Here is an 18,931-nt window from a genome sequence, read left to right as displayed (position 1 = left end):
CCACTACCCTGCCCCCCCCATGAGCGACGCGACGACGACCCCGCCCTTCGGATCCTTCGACGCCGCCTGGCCCGCCGCCGGGCGCCCCGACCTGGTGGCCCCGTCCGTCACCAAGGCCCTCGCCGACTCCTCCACACTGGCCGACGCCGTCCTTGTCGTGGACACCGACCCGGCCAAGGCCGACACCGCCGTCTTCTGCGAGACCTACGACGTCCCGGCCGAGGTCTCCGCCAACTGCGTGGTAGTCGCCGCCCGACGCGGCCAGGAGACAACCCTGGCCGCCTGCGTCGTCCTCGCCACCACCCGCCTCGACGTCAACCGCACGGTCCGCAAGCACTTCGGCGCCCGCAAGGCGTCCTTCGCCCCCATGGACCTCGCGACCACCGAGACCGGCATGGAGTACGGCGGCATCACCCCCCTCGGCCTCCCTCCGGCCTGGCCCCTCCTCATCGACGCCGCCGTCGCCACAACCCCGCACGTCCTGATCGGCAGCGGCCTCCGCCGCGCCAAACTCATCCTCCCCGGCGCCACCCTCACCACCCTCCCAGGCGCCGAGGTCATCCCCGACCTCGCCACCTAAGACGGTGTCCCACGTGGCGAGGCGGACAAGTTGCTTATAGCAGCAAAGAGCTGCGGCGAGGCCAAAAAGGCCAGGTAGTTGCGGGGGTGGCGTTCGTAGCGGGGGCTGAGCCGGCGGTAGCCGGACAGCCACGGATCGCCCGCTCGATTACCCACCTGTGGCGGCCCAGCCGTTCCCTGGACTCGACGTCTTTGCGGGCGATGCGTACGCCGATGCGCTTGCCTCGTAACCATTTGCGCTGGTGGGGGGGGAAGGTCATACGCCTTGTCGGCGTGCAGGCGCTGGGGCATGAGGTAGCGGCGCGGTGGGGGTCACGTCTCGTTTGATGACCCGCGACCATGGGCCTCAGCGATTCGCTGATGGGCGTTGGCGGTCGAGACGCCGACGACCAGGGGCAGCCCGTTCGCGTCCGACAGAACGTGCACCTTGGCACCCTGCTTACCCCGGCCCACGGAGCTCGTACCTGCGAGTTCGAGTTTGCCCCCTTGGCCCTAGCATGAGCGGAGTCGATGACCACGCGCGAGACGTCGATGAGGCCGGCGCTATCGAGTCGGTGCAGCACCGCCTCATACAGCCGGCCCGCAACCAGATCAGGAACCGGCGGTGTGCGGTCGACTTGAATATGCCGAAAGACGGTGGCAGCGCTTGACCAGCACGTAGATAATCGCCGCGAACATCCTCTCATCAGTCGTGTCCTGCGTTTCGTCGCCCTGTGGCCACACCTTCGGCGGTGGAATCAGCGGCTTGGTGATCTCCTACAGCCCATCCGGAACAATCCAACTCCACGTACCCCGCCTCATAGACAGCCCAACGAGCGATCACCAGGTAGGACACCGTCTAAATCACCTTCTGAGGGTCGGAAGGCTCAGCCACCGCAAACTCGCTTCCACAGCCTGAGAGCTCGTAACACGATCACGGCAGGGGAGTTGCCAGTGATGTCGTTGTGCAGCACGTACAGGTCGCCCTGCAGGCACAGCCGGTACAGCACGGACGCGGCCCCGGCGACCGCTCGGGCTAGGGCGGCAGCAACGGCTCGTTCAGCGCCAACCAGTCACCGTCCACGTTCCACGGTCGCGTGCCCAAACTCCACGAACGACTGAATCCTCACATCGTTGCGCCTTCGGCGGTGGAATCAGCGGCTTGGTGATCTCCTACAGCCCATCCGGAACAATCCAACTCCACGTACCCCGCCTCATAGACAGCCCAACGAGCGATCACCAGGTAGGACACCGTCTAAATCACCTTCTGAGGGTCGGAAGGCTCAGCCACCGCAAACTCGCTTCCACAGCCTGAGAGCTCGTAACACGATCACGGCAGGGGAGTTGCCAGTGATGTCGTTGTGCAGCACGTACAGGTCGCCCTGCAGGCACAGCCGGTACAGCACGGACGCGGCCCCGGCGACCGCTCGGGCTAGGGCGGCAGCAACGGCTCGTTCAGCGCCAACCAGTCACCGTCCACGTTCCACGGTCGCGTGCCCAAACTCCACGAACGACTGAATCCTCACATCGTTGCGCCTGGCCAGAAGACAGATTCACAAGATCGCGTTACGAATTCCTAGGCGACCTGAGCAAGGCCCACCCCGACTGCCACCACTCCAAGAACGAGAAAAAGAACTGAATATACTCGAAGAAACCTATACCCGACCCCGCCAAACAAGCGAGACACTTTATTCTCGGTCCTCAAGTAAAGCCAGTCGGCAAATCCTCGGACATTGAAAACGATTGCACTCGAAAATAGGAAGACTATTGAACCATAAACAAGAGAGTACACGAGCTCCTCACTTCACCAAGTCCAAAGCTTCGTGACTCCCGTTTTACTTCCGATGGATTCACCCTCGATTCCCATTCCGGCACCTGCCCCCAAATATACAGAGGAGACGCCCTCACCTCTTGAATTTACGGCACCCACCGCCTCCTCGTAGCCGAATGTTGCGGCAACAACAAATGCGGCCGTCACCCCGAGTCCGGCACCATCTCCGCGCACCTGATCGAGATCATCGGCATTGCTGCGAATCAGGCCAAGCGTACCATTTAGTCCGACAGAAGGACCGGTGAAACCGTACGTTCCCGTCACCGCAAAATCCGTACGCCCATCAGGTCGCGTCACATTGACTAGGCAGCCACCAAATTCGACCCCACCACCAAGGCCAATGGAGACACTGACACACGCACCCGCAGTACTAGAACCCGAGAACACATTCTTGATGCGCTTGAATATAGAATCCCTCTTAGCCTTACTCAATCTCTCCTCTCGCTCGTTCTGCTTTCGCTGCTTCTCGGCCGCTTTTCGCTCGATCCTGAGGAGACGCTTGCGTTCCTTTTCGGCGGCTGCGGCGACCTGGGCTGCGGTGGGAGTCGTGACGCCCTTGCCGCGGGTGTAGACGTGACGGTAACCGGTGTGACGTTGGACCGTGTAGTTCGGTGAGACGGTTCCACCTACCGACTTGGTGTAGCTCTCGTAGTTCTTGCTGAACGTGACTGTCTTCAGGCGGCCCTTGCGGTCGTAGCCGCAGTTGTACTGGCCACTGACGCAGTCGTCCAGAGCCTCGCCCGTGGGGTCGGAGAACGTCGCCGGATTGTTGTTGCCGTACTGGTAGGGGTTGTGTTGCCGCTGGTCCTCGGGGATCAGCAGGGGGTCGACGGACATGAAGCGTCCGAGCGAGGGGTCGTACTCCCGCGCGCCGAGGTGTGTGGTGCCGGTCGGGTCGGTGGTGCCGCCGACAAATCCGCGGGTGCCGGGCCAGTTGGTGGACTGTTCGGAGCGGAGCGCGCCGAACGGGAGCTGCTTGCGGCGGGTGACCGCCTGCCCGAGGCCCCAGGCGATGGCGATCATCGCCGTTCCCTGGTGGTCGGGGAACAGCAGGGTCACGTCGCCGTTGTCCGTGCGGACTGCGACGGCTTCGCCGCCGTGCTGGTAGTAGCGGGTGGCTGTGACCTTGCCGCCGGCCGTCGATTTGAGCTCGTTGCCGGCGGGAAGGTACGCCGTTGTCGTGCCGTCTCCGTCGCGTGCGACGAGGCGGTCGCCGGCGGCCGAGTAGACATAGCTCGTCTTGGCCGTGCCCTGGGTGACAGTGGCGAGGTGGCCTTCTGAATCCCAGGTGAAGGCCTGGTCGCGGGCCGCGCCGGTGCGGGAGGTCGTGTTGCCTAGCGCGTCGTACGTAAAGCGTTCCGTGGGGCCGCCCTCGGTGGTGACCTCGCGCAGTGCGGAGGCGGCGCGGGTACCGGGCGTGCCGTAGGTGTAGTCGCGCGTCACGTCCTTGTCGCCCGTGCGGGTGGCGTGCTGCGTCTCCTTGGTCCGGTTGCCGGTGATGTCGTAGCTGTAGGAGTGCCAGTAGGCGTCCGGGCCGCCGACGTTTGTCGCGGAAGGGCTGGAGGCGCAGGTGTTGGTGCCCGAGCGTGTGGTCCAGGCCTGGGTCAGACGCTGGAGGGCGTCGATCTGGAAGCACTGGTTGTCGGTCACGGCCTGGGCGTCCTGGCCGGAGACGGAGCGGATGCGCTTGGTGTTGCCGGCGTCGTCGTACGTGTAGTGGGTGTCCTCCACCCTGAGCGCGATGTCGCCGTCGAGGGTGCGGCGCGTGAGCATGCCGGTGTGCTCGTCGAAGTCCCGGGTGTCGTAGACCTTGCGGCCGAGTACGCCGTACTCGGTGCGGATCGGCTGGGCGAGCGGGTCGTAGACGACGTTGCCGACGAGCAGCGTTCCGCCGGTGCTGGTACGCACGGGCAGGTTGCCGGGGCCGAAGACGGTGGTGGTGCGCTCCGACGGGAGGCCGCCGAGTGCCGGGTGGAGCACCCATTCCTGGACGCCGATGTACTGGTTGTAGCCGTAGGTCCAGCGGTAGGTGCCGGCGAGTGATCCCTCCCTCGTGGGCAGTGTGACCGTGGAGGCGGTGGGCTGGTAGCGGTCGTTGTACGACTGGATCGTCGAGGTGTAGGCCTGGCCGCTGACGTACCGGGTGTCGGACGTCGGTTGGCCCTTGGCGACGGTGTCGTACGTCCAGCTCGCGCGGAGCGTGCTGCCTTCCTTGAGTTCGGTGCGTCGGCCCAGCTCGTCGTAGGTGTGGGTGAGGGACTTTCCTCGCGCGTCCGTCGTGCGGACGACCTGGTCGAGGTCGTTGTACTCGGTGGTGCTGCGGCCCTTGTCCGGGTCGTTGACCTCGATCTCCCGGCCACGCGCATCGTGGGTCCAGGTCCACCGGTTGCCGGCCGCATCGGTGAGGCGCGTCAGCTGGCCGTGTTTCCCGTACTCGTAGCGTGCCCGGACGTAGTTGGTGCGGGCGGCGTCGGTGTAAGAGAGCCGTTCGGTGACCTCGCCGCGGGCGTTGGTGACCGTGGTGGTCGCGGTACCTCCGGCCGGCGGGATGACCGTGGTCCGGTCGCCGGTGTAGCTCGTGGTGGTCCGCTTGGTCTCGTCGCCGAACTTGACGGCGATGTTGGCCAGGGCTCGGCCCACCCCGTCGTAGGTGGTCCGGGTGGCCGCCGGCACCTTGGTGTCGTCACCGGCGACGAGTGTGGTCGAGGGCTTACCGGTGGTGTAGTACGGGCTGTACGTCTTCCAGGCGCGACCCAGGGTGTCGTAGTGGGTCTCGGTGATGATCCGGCCGTTGTCGACGCCCACCGCCGGGGCCTGGGTCTGCCGGGGCCGGAGCAGACCGTCGTAGAAGGTGTGGCTGGTGCTGTAGTAGCTGTCGTACTGGAGCGTCTTGGCGGTGGTCACCACCGGCTTGGTCTTGCTGACGCTGTAGGTGTACGTCGCCGAGGGCAGGTTCGGGTTGCTGGACTTCGGCCAGCCCGGCTCCCATGCCTCTGTGACCCGCCCAAGCGCGTCGTAGGTGGCGTCCGAGCGCTTGCCGTTCGCGTCGACGACCGCGGTGGGTACGGCTCGGCGGGGATCGGTGTAGGTGGTGCTCGTGTGGCCGAGCTGGTTGGTGACGACGGTCCGGTCGGGTGCCCGCAGGGTGGCCGGTACGTACTGCGTCCGCACAGTGCCGCCGGCGGCGTCGGTGTTGGTGAGGACTCGGCCGTAGGTGTCGTAGGTCAGCCTCTGGCTGGTGACGAACCCGGTGCCGGCACCGTCGTTCTGGTCCTCGCGGGTGAGCGCGCCCGCCGTGGGCGGCGTGGTGCGGGAGGTGGCGCCGTCGTAGTAGTAGCGCTTGGCGGACACCAGGTCCTCCGGCAGGGAGGGTGTCTGGTCGCACGCCTTGGCGACGGTCCGCGTCTCGGAGACCTGGGTGAGCAGGTTCAGGTCCGTGTTGCGGACGTACTTCGTCGTGGTGCAGCGTTCGTCGCCGGTGACCGCCGTGTCACCGGCGTCCGCCTCTTCCGTCGGCATGCCGTAGGAGTCGAAGGTCCGGCTGAGGCTCGTGCGCCGGAGCTTGCCGCCGCTGACGGCGGTCCTTGTCTCCTCCAGGCGGACACCGGTGCGACGGGCCTCCAGGTCGGGCAGGCCATCCCGGCTGTGGGAGGCGGTGACCGCCGAACGCCACGGGGTGTAGCTCGCGGCCTCAACCAGTTCGCCACCGACGCCGTTGTACGTCGCGGTCTCACGCTCCATGCCGGCGAACTCGGGACGGTCGGTGACCGTCTTGCCCTCGCCGTCGGCCACGGCGGCGCCGTTGATACCCCGGAAGTAGCGGGTTTCCGTCAGCGTCTGCTTGTCGTCGGTCGTGCCCACGATGACCTGGACCCGGCCGTAGCCGCGTCGGTCACCCCAGGTGCGGTGCTTCGGCTTGGTGAACTCGTCCTCGCCCTTGGCCCAGGCAAGCCCGCCGAGGTAGCGGTAGGAGGTCTGCTTGACCGGTGCTCCGCCGGTGTTGTCGGCTTCCAGGACCTGCGTCACGTTGTAGGAGTGGAACCAGTCCTCGTAGGGCTCGTACTCGGGCCCCGGGTTCTCCGGCGGTGACCACATCACGGGGTAGCAGCGCTTGGTGTTCGAGCTGGGACTTGGCAACGAGTCCGCCTTGCACTCCGGCTGCGAGTACGTGACGCCGATCGTGCCGCCGGTCTCGGTGTCGATCGCGTGGACGCGGAACCTGTTGTACGCCGGCACCGGGTCCAGCACTCCTGCGACCCGGTTGGGCATCTGCACACCGCGGAAGTTGACCGTGGGAAGGGTGATCGGCTCGCTGCCCGTGTGACCGGTACGTGCCACCGAGCGCAGCCAGAGCGGCGGGTCGTTGCCGTCGCCGGTCGACGGGAACGAGTGGGTCAGCCTCCAGGAGTCGACCTTCTGGTAGCCGCTCCCGGTGAGGACCGAGGTGGTGACCCCGGTCAGCCGCTTGCGCGTCCAGTAGGAGGGCGACGAGTTGTCCTCGCAGTCGTCACCCGACTTGCAGTACTGGTCGAAGGGGACGTCCCGCCACTTGCTCGCGTTCTCCTTGGTGAACTTGGACGGAGCGCAGTCGAAGGTGTCGGTGACGAAGCAGCGCTCGGACACGGTGAAGTCGACCTTGGCGGCGGCCTGGTCGGCGAACATGCGGTTGGACTTCAGTCCGTACTCGACCCGCTTGAGGTACCCGCCGCGGGTGTAGACGGTGGGGGTGCCCTTGCCGGTGCTGGCGTTCATGTTGCGGGCGTAGCGGTTGGTCTCCTTGTCCCAGTAGTAAGCGACCGCGTTGCCGTGTCGGTCGACCGCGTAGTCGAGGTTCCACCGCCACGCCTGCTGGCACCAGGAGTCCTTGAACGCCGTGGCGTGGCAGGGCTCGCCGCTGTGGTTTCCGAAGACCGGGACAGTCCAGGTGGAGTTGGTCTCCGGCTTGCCTTCCGCCCAACCGGGCAGGCGGTTGTAGCCGAAGAAGTAGCGGATGCCGTCCGGGCTGGTCACACGCCAGTACTCGCCGTCGTTGTCCCCGTTGCCCCGGTTGCTGCTGGTCAGCCTCGCGACCCTTGTGCCGTCGTCGTCCTGCTTGCGCCACTCCGAGCCGTCCTTGACGAGTTCGGAGGACGATCCGCCAAGGGAGAGTGTGGCGTTGTCCTTCTTCCAGCACTGGTCGCCGACGCGGGTGGTGTTGTTCCCGTCCTTCTTGTCGTCCTCACAGGAGACGTAGCGCCGTTCGATGAAGCCGGGGTCGAGGGACCAGCCGTCACCGATCCAGTTGGCCTGGTTGTTCGTGGCCGCAGTGCGTCCGTCAACGGCCTGGGAGGAGTAGCCGAGGGACATGTCCGGCCCGAAGTCGCCCGGTACGGACGGTGTCTCAAGCGGGTACGTCCAGGAGAAGCCGCCCGAGGAGCCGCCGGCGCTCCACGTACCCGAAGGGGCGAGAGAAGTCGCGGTGAAGTCTCCGGCGCCACCCGCCGCAGCCGCACTCACGGCGAGCAGTGTGGTTCCCTCCGCCGCCGCCATACGGGTCGCCGAGTTGCGCATCAGCGGAGAGGAGGCGACCGGGGCGCCCATGGCCGACTCCTCACGGTCGGCGGCGTCCAGGCGCACCGAGGCGGTGAGGGTGTTGCTCTCCGGGTCGTTCTCGGACTCGATCGCCGAGCCCACCGCGCAACCCTTGCGACCCGGCGTCGTGAGGGCACACTCGGGCACCTCACGCAGCTGCAGTCGAGAGGACCATCCCCCGCCGTACATGTCGCGGAATCCGGAGTAGTCGATGGAGAGGTCTGCCGTCCCCTTCGACGCGCGCTTGCCGTAGCCGCGCACCGCGAGAAGGACTCCGTCAACGCCCGCCGCTTCCGCAGCGGCGCGGCCCAACACCTGTACCTGGACCTTCTCGACGTCGGAGCCTGCTCCAGGCCGCAGCTTCACGGGCAGCGAGCCGGCCCGGCCCGCCCTGTCGCCGGAGTGCTTGCCCGCCGGGTCGAGCGTCGCAAGCCCTGCGGACGGCCAGGAAGCCCGCCGCGGTTTCGAGTCACGCTTTGCCGTCTCGTCGGCGAGATCGATCCGGGAAGGCTTGATGTCGGTGGTGGGTACAGGGTCAGGCTGGTTGGTCCCACGCAGGCTCAGCTGAGCCGCCGCAGCGACCGGCGCACCCAGTAGGCCGGTGAACAGAACACCAACGAGCGCCGTGCAGGAGGCACGCACCCAGCCGCCTCTGCTCTTTCCCTTGCCGTACCAGCCCGAAGACATGACGGACTTCCCCCCACCCCAGTTTCACGGTCGTAAAAGCCTCGTAAAGATAGCACCGCGATAGAGCTCGACGAGATTTCCCGATGAACGTTTATCGGTCCGTTACTCAACTCGGCGGCCACACGGACCGTCACGTCGGCGAGGCATGAAAGCCAACCACGTCCGATCTGGACATCAGCCCATAGTCGCAGGTCAGAACTGTGACGACATGGACAGAACCAACCTCATTGCCCGTAATTCGCAAAAGCCACAGATGCACGCATAGTCATCTTTTCAACCTATTACGGAGGCGCATGCAACCATCGGCCGAAGCCGCGAGTCTGACGCGTCGACCACATTTGCATCTTGCGAAGAAACGGGAAAGGAAAAGCAATGCGAATTTCTCGCTCAAAAAGCAGAGCGAGTGCGCGAAGAAATCGTTCTGTTCTTTCGTTCACACTCACGGCGGCCATCGTGGCGCCCCTCCTGGCGACTCTGCCGTCGGCACAGGCGGCACCGCTGGAACCGTCGACAGACGCCGCGCCCTCCGCACAGGCATCCCCGGCAGACGAGGCGGCCCTGAGCAGGGCGGCCGAGACGGGGAAGGCGGTTGAGGTCCTCTCTCGGCGAACCGAGACCTCCCAGGTGTTCGCGAACCCGGAGGGCGACTTCACCGAGGAGGTCTATGCCGTCCCTCAGTGGGTACGCAAGGAGAACACGCTCGTGGAAGTGGACACGAGCCTCACCAAGAACGAGGATGGGACGCTTTCGCCCGTAGCCACCGAAATCGGCATGGCCTTCTCCGGCGGCGGCGACGGACCGCTGGCAACACTCACCCGGGAGAACCGTTCGCTGTCGGTCAGTTGGCCTCGCCCCCTACCGAAGCCCTCCGTGGCGGACGACACCCTGACCTACCCAGAGGTATTGCCGGGCGTCGACCTCAAGGTGAGCGCGCGGAGCGAGGGATTCGGCCACGTTCTGGTCGTCAAGAACGCCACTGCGGCCCGGAACCCGGGCCTGAAGAAGATTCACTACCAGCTCTCCGGCGATGGCCTCGAGATCGCCAAGGAAGCGAACGGCAGCCTGCGCGCTACCGACCCGGCGGGTCGCGACCGCTTCCACGCGCCCACACCGGTGATGTGGGACAGCGCCGCAACGCCGCTGGACCCAACCGAACCGGCAGGACTCAAGGTCAACTCGGCCACCGCCGCCCTCGATGCCGTCACTGCAGAGAGCGACGCGGGAGGCCGTCAGGCCGAACTCGGGGTAGAGCTGGAGGGTGACCGCCTCATCCTCACCCCGGACGAGGAGCTGCTGACGGGTGAGGGCACCACCTACCCGGTGTTCATCGATCCCAGTTACACGGCCTCGGGAACCCGTCATTCCTGGGCGATCGCCTACAAGAAGTACCCGAACGAGAGCTACTTCAACGGCAACAACTGGCGTAACTCCGACGGGTCAGTCGGTACCACCACGGCCAGGGCGGGCTACGAGAACCACACTGACGGCACGTCGCGGTCCTATTTCCGCATGAACACGACGAACCTGCAGGACCCGGCCCGCGTTATCAAGTCGTCCAAGTTCACCATCAAGAACACGTGGTCGTGGTCGTGTTCAGCCCGTGAGATCCAGCTCTGGCACACCGAATACCTGCGCTCGGACTTGACCTGGAACAAGCAGCCGGCCCGCAAGTCCACCCTCGACAAGGTCAACGCGGCCAAGGGCTACAACAGCAGCTGCCCGGCCGGAAACCTGGCGTTCGACACCACCAGTGCGGCGAAGCAGTCACAGGCCAACACCTGGAAGACACTCACCTTCGCTCTGAAGGCCACGAGCGAGACGGACGTGTACGGCTGGAAGCGGTTCGACGCGAAGACGGCGAAGTTGACTACCACGTACAACACCCGTCCGAACGTCCCGACCCGGCTCGACACGTACCCGGTCTCCACGAACAACGAATACGGCTGCGGTGACCAGGCGCCGTACCAGTACATCGGCAACACTGACTTCTACCTGCAGGCGAGGGTGTCGGACCGTGACGGTGGCACCGTGCAGGCCGTCTTCCACCTTTGGCCTACGGGACACAACGACAGTGGCAAGGGTCTGATCATCGACAAGGCTGTGTCGGTCAGTTCAGGGTCCGTCGCATCTGTCAAGGTCACCGCGGCGGCGCTGAGGCCGCACATCGGCACGGCGAACGGAAACTTCTCCTGGAAGGTCTATGCCTCAGACGGTGAGCTGTCCAGTGACTGGAATCCGGCCAAGGGCCAGCCAGGCTGCCGCTTCGTCTTCGACCCGAACCGCCCGAGCACAGTCCCCGAGATCAACTCGGTCCAGTTCCCGAACGGTTCGAACGGGTGGCCGCCGAACACCGGGGCCGTGAGAACACAGGGAACGTTCACCATCGGCAGTGGCGGCGTGAAGGACATCGTCGAGTACGAGTACTGGACGAGCTGGGACACAACACTGCGCAAGGCGACTCCCAGTGCGACCGGCGGAAGTGTATCGGTGAAGCTCACCCCGCGATCGGCCGGATCAAACTGGCTCTACGCACGGAGCCTCGACCGGGCGGGCAACCGCTCGGACAGAGCGAGCTACCTCTTCTACGCGAATGGCCTCTCCGTTCCGGACAAGCCAGGAGACATCAACGGCGACGGCAACGCGGACATGTGGGCTGTCGGCACGGACGGCCACCTCCGGCGGGTTCTCGGTGCGGGCGACGGCAGCCTGACCCGCTCGTCCCACCTCGCCCACGGCAGCAACTGGGGCGCCATGAAGATCACCCATCGCGGCGACTGGAACGACGACGGTTACGAGGACCTCATCGGCCTCGGTCACGACTCCCGGCTGGACCGTCACCGGATGTACATCTTTCCCAACAACGGCACAGGTGCCGTCTGCGTCAGCTGCTCCGACCTGCGGGCGCAGGAACTGACCGTCTACGACGAGGCGAACAACAGCTGGAAGAACGGCGTCCGGCAGATCCTCGCCGTCGGAGACGTCGACGGCCCGCTGGACACCAACGGAGACGGCAAGTTCGACACCCACGGGTATCCGGACCTCATCGTCAACGACGGCCGCTTCCTGTGGCTCTACTACGGTGCCCCGGACCACCGCCTCGACTCCTCGCGGGAACCTGTCCTCCTCGCCGGGCCCGACGAGCCCATCGCACCGGGCGTGACGAACCTCAACGACGTCACTCTCGCGGCACCGGGCGACTACAACGGCGACGGCCGCGTCGACCTTGTTGTCAGGTTCGACAAGACAGGGGAACTCTGGACGTACTACGGCGGGACGCCCGAGGGCGCCGGAATGGCCGACCCGAAGTACCGGAAGCTCGTCGGCACCAACTGGAAGCCGGCCAGCGTGCCCCTCTTCACCGCTGCTCCGGACGCCAACGACAACGGCAAGTTCGATCTGTGGGCCACAAGCCCTGGGTCCGGGAACATGAGGATCTTCAAGGACTACGACTTCAGATCCACCACCCACCCCACGGCGACCGCCGCGAACAGCGACTCGCTGGTGTACGCGACACTCGGCTGACAACCGCCGTACCCAGTGCCCTCCGGGGTCGCCCTCTTGAGGGCGACCCCGGAGCCGTTTCGGTGACCTATCCGCGTGGCTGGGTGAAGCGGAGCATGTTGCCGGAGGGGTCGCGGAAGGCGCAGTCGCGGACGCCGTACGGCTGGTCCAGCGGCTCCTGGAGCACCTCGCCGCCGGCGGCGCGGATGCGTTCGAACGTGGCGTCGCAGTCGTCGGTGTGGAAGATGACGCCGCGCAGCAGGCCCTTCGCCAGCAGTTCGGCCATGGTCTGCTTGTCGGCGGCGGACGCGTTCGGGTCGGCGAGCGGCGGTTCGAGGACGATGTTCACGTCCGGCTGCGAGGGCGGCCCGACGGTCACCCACCGCATTCCCTCGAAGCCGACGTCGTTGCGTACCTCCAGGCCGAGGACGTCGCGGTAGAAGGCGAGCGCCTTGTCGTGGTCGTCGACGGCGATGAAGCACTGGGAGAGCTTGATGTCCATGTGCCTCACGCTACGGGCGGGGCCCGGATCCGGCTTCTCCATTCCTGACCGGTCGCGTGTGGATCTTCGCGTAGCAGGGCGGGATGGCCGCGCCGTCGGCGTGGTCCCGCGCGCGGTAGGCGCTCGGGGTCTCCCCGACGAGCTCCGTGAAGCGCGAGCTGAACGAGCCCAGCGACGTACAGCCGACCTCGAAGCAGACCTCCGTCACCGACATGTCGCCGCGCCGCAGCAGCGCCTTCGCGCGCTCGATGCGCCGCGTCATGAGGTAGCTGTACGGCGTCTCGCCGTAGGCGGCCCGGAAGCTGCGGGCGAAGTGCCCCGTGGACATCAGCGCGACACGCGCCAGCGCCGGCACGTCCAGCGGCTTCGCGTAGTCGCGGTCCATCGTGTCCCGCGCCCGCCGCAGCCGTGCCAGGTCCTCCAACGTCGTCACCCTGCCACGATCCCACAGCCGGCTGTCCTGTCTCACGCTGTCTGATCGCGTCCGGGCCCCTGCGCCCGGCCGCGCGGGGCCCGGCGGGAGTGGTGACCACATCCTCACGCCGCTTGTCAGCAAGCCGGGCCAGGCTCGCCCTGCCCTTCAGCGGTCCCGCTCTACCTCGCGGGCCTGCTGCCACGAGATTCTCAGTGCCAGGACGTAATCCGGGTGAGGCTGAGGACACAGACAGGGTGAGGCGGGATCGGCCGGGAGGGCTACGTGGTTGAGGACTTGGCTGGCTGGGAGCAGTTCGAGGCGGCCTACCGTGCCTTCTACCTGCCGGTACTGCGGTTCGTGCGACGGAGGCTCCCACCGCACCTCTCTGAGGACGTGGTCGCGGAGACATTTGTGATCGCTTGGCACCGATGGGGTGAACGGCGTGGTGAGACCCTGCCGTGGCTTTACGGGATCGCTCGGCGCGTCGCGGCGAACGCCAGACGTGCTCAGGAACGCGCCGGAGAGCTGGAGGGGCGCCTCCGAGCTCAGCGTCCGGATGACGTCACGCCGGCTGCCGAGGCGCATGCTCTGGAACGGGCAAAAGCCGTGCGCGTGTTGGCCGGTCTGCCTGAGCGGGATCGCGAGGTGCTGATGCTCGTCTCGTGGGACGGCCTTGAACCCCAGACGGCCGCACGCGTGATGGGCTGCAGCAGAGGCGCGTTCCTCGTACGCCTGCACCGAGCGCGCCGGAGGCTCGAACAGGCGATCGCGGAGGACGACAGCCGGGGTGTAGTGGGCGAGGGACCGTCCTGCGGGAAGGGAGCGTGCGATGAACAGGGACACACTGCGGGTGCGGGAGCTGCTGCCTCCCAGCGCTGACCCCGCCGCGGAATGTGGTGGCCGTGAGCTGCTGCCACCACGGGCCGCACGTGAACTGGCCGAGCTACGTCGCCGTGCAGTTGCTCCGCCCACCCAACCGGCCTTCTTCTCGCGTCGAAGGATTCTCGTAGGCGCGACGGCGGCAGGAGTCAGTGCTGCGTTGGCCGTGGTGGGTCAACGACTCGTTCCGCAGGAGAGCGAGACTCAGCCGGTGGCCTATACGCCCCCCGTCCTGCGGCTGAAGCCAGTTGAGGGCGAGTCGGGAAGCGCGTTCCTCTTGGCCTTCGCGGAACGCGTGGAGAAGCTTCCTCAAGAACGCGCGGGGGGCGCGTATCGCTACCTGAAGACCTGGGGATGGTGGCTCAACACCGCAGGTGATCTTCCTGGAGGTCCAGTCAGTGCCGCTGTGCCGACAGTGACCGAGTCATGGATCAGGCGGGACGCCAGCGGACGTCAGCGCAGCGCGTACGGAGAGCCGCTCTACCCCGATCCGGGCCAGAGAGAGACTGCCGAGAAGGCCGGGCTCCTGGCAGGTACTGGGGAAGAGGACCGCATCTACGGCCCTGGGCAGGCCCCCACGGTGGAAGGTGACGAGTGGGGGGACGTGGCTCCTTTCTCCACAGACCCCCGAGAACTGGCCCGGCAAATGGAGGAGGTGAGCTGGGACGGCGGAATGCTCGCTCACGGCGTGAGCGACCTGATCAGCTACGCGGCACGATCGGGCCCGGTGTCCCCCCGTCTCCGCGCTGCCGCCCTTCGAGTTCTTGCCCGCAGCCGTCAGGTAGACGTGGCCACCACCACCACGTGGCAGGGGCGGCGAGTCATCGCCGTATCCCAGAGCGAGACGTACCAGGGCAGTACGCAGAGGGAGTCGGTGTTCTTCGATCCGGCAACCGGATACCCCAGCGGGTTCGAGTCGGCCCTCTTCGGCAACGCGAGGAGCCTCAACATCACGGTGCCGGCCACCCTCGGCGTTGGCGAGACCCTCGACCGCGGCTGGGTGTCATCCACAACGGAGAGACCTTGAGACCTGCCGAGAACACCCCTTGAGGAGCCATCAGACCTGCGGCCGGCAAGCCCTCGCGCGCGGCCGAAAACCGACGGCCTTGTCTTGACGCGGATTACTCATACTCATAGCGTGTGCGCGGTTCCGGGGGGAACGCACGCGATGACTGACCACTGACCGGTTTGCTTGATCTTTCTGCGGAGAGGCTCGGCGCCCATCGGCAGTGACGACACGGCATGCGGTGCGAGGCGGACCGGTGCAACACCGCAATTGGCCGAGCGGGGCCTCCACCGGCTCGGCCGTGAACTCTGCCAGTCACCGGTTTCCATGCTCGGCGAGCGCATCACGGGGGAACGGGCGGTGCGATTGAGGGTCGCCCGCCCCTTCGTGGCATGCGGGACGCCGCGAAGCTCAGGGAGTGGACAGTGCGAGAAGCAAGGGTACTGCGGCGTAGAAGTCGTCTGTTGGCGACCGCGGGTGTGACGACAGCGATGGCGGGAACGCTCCTTGTCGTTCCGGCCAGTGCCGCAGGCGCGGCCAGCGGTGAGGCCGGCGCCACGGCGGTGTGCGACGGTTCCAAAGCCACCACGCGGATCGGCACCACGCTTGCCCAGAAGACGCTGTCCGGCCCCATCACCACCTACGTGAAGAGCGGGACGGTGGATGGCATCCCACTCATCTGGGGACGAGTGGCAGGCGAGGTCAGCCGAATCAACTACCTCATCTTTGAGGTTGACAAGACGGGCAACGGCAAGGCGAACTGCTATCTCCGGCGCTCGACCGGTAGTGAAGCCGTCAACACCCGTGGCCTACCCGCCATCAAGGGCTGGAGGTTCCGCACCTGCTGGACGATGATCAAAGACACCACCTCTTGCAAGGGGCTCGCCTCCACCACCAGCTGGGCTCCGAAGAGTTCCGCACCCAGCGCGCCTGCCCGTACAGGAGCGAGGCCCTGAACTTCACCGCGAGCTGATCCGCGCGGAGTCCCGCTCCGCGCTCGCTCCACGAACGCTCGGAACAGCTCGGAACAGCTCGGCAGCCGGTGGTAGCGCTGCACGCGGTGGCACGGCCCGGCACCAGAGTGCTGGGCCGTGCCGGTTCCAGGGAACGCTGTGGAGACCTGGAGGACTTGCTGCGAAACGCTGAACGAGAGTGCGCTGGGAGTCGGTGTTGCGGGGCGCGCCGCTTAGCGCGCCACGCGGTGCCGCAGGTAGACAACCTGCGAGCCGAAGGTACGGGTCTCGACGAGCTCCAGGTCCACCCGCCGATTGTCCCGGGGAAAGTACGGAACGCCGCCACCGACGAGCACCGGGTAGACCATCGTGCGGTACTCGTCGATCAGCCCCGCCGCGGCTGCCTCGGCGGCGAGCGTCGCACCGCCGATCGCGATCTCCCCCTCGCCGGGCTCGGCCCGCAACCGCTCGATCTCGTCCGCGAGGCCACCGGAGAGCAGGCGGGCGTTCCCCCGCACCTCCGTCAGCGTCCGCGAGAACACCACCTTCGGCAGCGGGTTCCACAGCGCGGCCCATTCGAGCGTCGCCTCGTCGGCCGACGGGTCCTGGTCGGCGGTCTCCCAGTAGAGCATCGTCTCGTACAACCGCCGCCCCAGCAGATGGACGTCGACGTTCCGGATGTCCTCGATCCAGAAGCGGAAGACCTCCTCGTCCGGCGCCGTCCAGTCGAAGCGCCCGTCCGGCCCGACGATGTAGCCGTCGAGCGAAACACCCATCGAATAGGTCACGCTACGCATCAGAAGCCCTCCTCGCGGCGGTTTCGACACTACGACCGCCGCCCGCCCCGCGCTCACCGCGACGCGCACGTATCAGGAATCGAGCGGCGGCAGCTGGAGACGCCGCCTGGTGCGGCTCTTCCGCCGGGCGAGGGCGTTGCGTCCCGTCCAGCGCCAGTAGCTCGAAAGCCCAAGACCCAGCCCCATGACGCCGCCCGAGACGAGGATGGCCGGTATACCGATCGCAAGCGACCCGAGCAGCATGCAGAAGCCCACCGGAAGAAGCCACCGGAACCACGGTTCACCCGCGCGACGCAGCGCGTCCCACAGCAGGAACAAGAGCAGCGCCAGGGCTCCCAGCGCACCCACCACCGGCACGCCGGCCGGCGTCACGTTGAGCGCGCAGTGCAGGGCTGCCGTGGTCATTTCTCTGTCACCTCAAGAAGAGCAGGAGCGCGGCAGCGATCAGTAGGAAGCCGTCGGTCCAGTACCAGCGCATACGGAACCTCGACACGGGAGGAACGTCCAGTCCTTCCTCAAAGCGCCCGTCGGGAAGCCTCTCCCTGATAGCAAGCGCGGCCTTGTCGGAGGTCTTGAAGAAATGGTCGATGATCGACCCCCAGAAGCAGATGGGCGCGACCACGCGCCCATCAGCCGCGTGAATCTCCAGGCTCCCTCCCGACCCCACAGTTACCATGCGCACCGAGACGTACGGGACTTCGACAACCCCGAACAGACCGACCGCCTTGAGTGAACCCTCAGAGAGAAGAACCCCGGTTGACCCGTAGCGCCCGAGAAGCACCGGCATCGCACACATCGCGGCACCCACACTTCCGCTGTCAGGGCCGGTGAATCCACGCGTCAAACCCATGGCAACATAAATGAGAGGAAACGCGGCACCCGCAATTACGGAGAATACCAACCAAGACTTTCTGCGGAGTTTTCTTCTACCTCGGCTAGTCGGTGAGGCTGGGGCGGGCGTGAGAGGCGCCTGCCGCCCGATGGGGCGCTGCGCGAGGTGACGGAGTCGGTCGTGGACTTCGGGGTCGGTGAGATCGAGGTACCGGCGGGGGCCGGAGGGCCACAGCGCCTGCCCGTCGACGACCGGAACCGCGAAGTGACCGCTGGAGTCGGCGGTCCGCAGCCGTACCTCCCCGTCCGGGCGGGGCGCGGGCGGCCGGTCGTCGCTGCGCGGCAGCAGCTCTACCACCGAGTGCGGCGTTGCGTCCCGCCCACCTGTCCGGTGGAAGAGAAGCATCACCGGCAGCCCCGCCCACGGGTCGTGGAGCAGCACGTAGCGCAGGCTCTCCTCGGTCGGTCCCGTCGCGTGCCGTGCCAGTTGATGCACCGAGGAGACGCTCCGGTAGGTGTGGTGAGCGACAAACCCGAGGCTGAGCAACGAAGAGGCCACGGCCTGGTGGGCGTTGTCGCTCTGCGTCGCTACCAGGTAGGCAGCGAACGCGAGGAGGGCCAGGCTGCCGAGCAGGCACAGAGTCATCAGCGGCAGCCGAGCCCGGCGGCGCAGTTCGGGTACACGCCACCAGGGTGCGGTGGGGTCGTGCGAAACAAGAGGCTCGGTGGGCGGATCGTCGTCCGGCTCGTCGGTCGCGAACTGCGTGCGTGCGACGGCTCGTAGCTCGGCGTACGTGGGTGTACGGCCTGGTCGCGACGGGCGCTCGCCGAGACGAGGCAGCGGAGGAGGCGCGGGCGGAGGGGTGGTCCGCGAGCGGGGGCGGAAGCCGTAGCGGGCGGTGAGGCCGACGACGAGGGCGGCGGGTCCAGTGGTGAGGAGGAGGGCGACGCCGCTCATCGCGGCGAGGTCACTGATCCGGCGGGCTTCGGTGGGGTTGTGGTGCGGGGTGTACACCTCTGTGCCGCGCCACGGCCAGTACGAGACCAGCCAACCGTAGTCCAGCCCGTCGTCGTCTTCTACCAGCCTGTCGTGGTGGTCAGCGGGCAGGCACTGGAAGTCCGTCTGCCGGAACCTGTCGGCCCATGGGTCGAACCAGGTGACCACGCAACTGCCGTCGTCGTCACGGCCGTCGACGCGAAGCTCGATGAACGGGTCGTCGGAGCTGCGGATCTCCCAGTTCGCCGATATGGCGATCAGGGCGCAGCCCAGCAGGGCGAGCAGCGTGAGGCCGACCGTCAGTCGACGTAGGCGGCGCGGGCGCGGGTCGACGGTGGCCGGGTCGTCGCTGTCGGGGTCGTCTTCGGCGGGCGCCGGGGCCGGGCGGTTCAGCATGGTGGGG

11 protein-coding genes and 1 pseudogene are annotated in these 18,931 nt (G+C 66.7%); 5 read left to right on the top strand and 7 right to left on the bottom strand.

What is annotated here, in order from left to right; translation table 11 throughout:
• The first annotated feature begins 19 nt into the window (after positions 1-19).
• A complete protein-coding gene (locus tag GL263_RS06160) occupies positions 20-580 on the top strand; it encodes a YbaK/EbsC family protein (RefSeq protein ID WP_182854556.1) in 561 nt (186 codons plus the stop codon).
• 12 nt (positions 581-592) lie between these two features.
• Here the strand turns inward: GL263_RS06160 and GL263_RS06155 are convergent.
• Together GL263_RS06155 and GL263_RS06150 are read right to left on the bottom strand one after the other, a co-directional pair.
• A pseudogene (locus GL263_RS06155) lies at positions 593-1,332 on the bottom strand (IS5 family transposase); the annotation flags it as partial.
• Positions 1,333-2,362: 1,030 nt separating this feature from the next.
• Positions 2,363-8,647, bottom strand: a complete 6,285-nt coding sequence (locus GL263_RS06150) for an RHS repeat domain-containing protein (protein WP_182854555.1) — start codon at positions 8,645-8,647, stop codon at positions 2,363-2,365.
• A gap of 624 nt (positions 8,648-9,271) precedes the next feature.
• On the opposite strand from GL263_RS06150, the gene GL263_RS06145 reads away from it, so the two are divergent.
• A complete protein-coding gene (locus GL263_RS06145; RefSeq protein WP_228456157.1) occupies positions 9,272-12,169 on the top strand; it encodes an FG-GAP-like repeat-containing protein in 2,898 nt (965 codons plus the stop codon).
• 67 nt (positions 12,170-12,236) lie between these two features.
• On the opposite strand, the gene GL263_RS06140 is transcribed toward GL263_RS06145, so the two are convergent.
• Complete coding sequence (locus GL263_RS06140) at positions 12,237-12,650, bottom strand: VOC family protein (protein ID WP_182854553.1); 414 nt, start codon at positions 12,648-12,650, stop codon at positions 12,237-12,239.
• Positions 12,651-12,660: 10 nt separating this feature from the next.
• Positions 12,661-13,083 carry a helix-turn-helix transcriptional regulator gene (locus GL263_RS06135; protein WP_182854552.1) on the bottom strand — a complete coding sequence of 141 codons (423 nt, stop codon included), beginning with the start codon at positions 13,081-13,083 and terminating at the stop codon, positions 12,661-12,663.
• Positions 13,084-13,347: 264 nt separating this feature from the next.
• Here GL263_RS06135 and GL263_RS06130 point away from each other — a divergent pair, with 264 nt between their 5' ends.
• The 3 genes from GL263_RS06130 to GL263_RS06120 all read left to right on the top strand — a co-directional run bounded on the left by GL263_RS06130 (position 13,348) and on the right by GL263_RS06120 (position 15,906).
• Entirely contained in the window at positions 13,348-13,944 is a 597-nt protein-coding gene (locus GL263_RS06130) for an RNA polymerase sigma factor (RefSeq protein WP_323379268.1), read from the top strand.
• Positions 13,895-14,971, top strand: a complete 1,077-nt coding sequence (locus tag GL263_RS06125; RefSeq protein ID WP_182854551.1) for a CU044_5270 family protein — start codon at positions 13,895-13,897, stop codon at positions 14,969-14,971. The genes GL263_RS06130 and GL263_RS06125 overlap by 50 nt, the downstream gene beginning before the upstream one ends.
• Positions 14,972-15,441: 470 nt before the next feature.
• Complete coding sequence (locus GL263_RS06120; RefSeq protein WP_182854550.1) at positions 15,442-15,906, top strand: hypothetical protein; 465 nt, start codon at positions 15,442-15,444, stop codon at positions 15,904-15,906.
• 230 nt (positions 15,907-16,136) lie between these two features.
• Here GL263_RS06120 and GL263_RS06115 read toward each other — a convergent pair whose 3' ends face one another.
• From GL263_RS06115 to GL263_RS06105, 3 genes are all read right to left on the bottom strand, one after another.
• The gene (locus GL263_RS06115; RefSeq protein ID WP_182854549.1) at positions 16,137-16,700 is read right to left on the bottom strand and encodes a dihydrofolate reductase family protein; all 564 of its coding nucleotides are present in this window, start codon (positions 16,698-16,700) and stop codon (positions 16,137-16,139) included.
• A 72-nt stretch (positions 16,701-16,772) separates the two neighbouring features.
• Positions 16,773-17,105, bottom strand: a complete 333-nt coding sequence (locus tag GL263_RS06110) for a hypothetical protein (RefSeq protein WP_182854548.1) — start codon at positions 17,103-17,105, stop codon at positions 16,773-16,775.
• 7 nt (positions 17,106-17,112) lie between these two features.
• On the bottom strand, positions 17,113-18,931 hold a 1,819-nt coding region (locus tag GL263_RS06105; protein ID WP_228456156.1), incomplete at its 5' end, for a hypothetical protein.

Origin of the sequence: Streptomyces durbertensis (assembly GCF_014156695.1) — a bacterium.
GTDB classification, from domain to species: domain Bacteria; phylum Actinomycetota; class Actinomycetes; order Streptomycetales; family Streptomycetaceae; genus Streptomyces; species Streptomyces durbertensis.
Note: the sequence above shows the minus strand (reverse complement) of the source record. Positions and strands in the feature narration are given on the sequence as shown.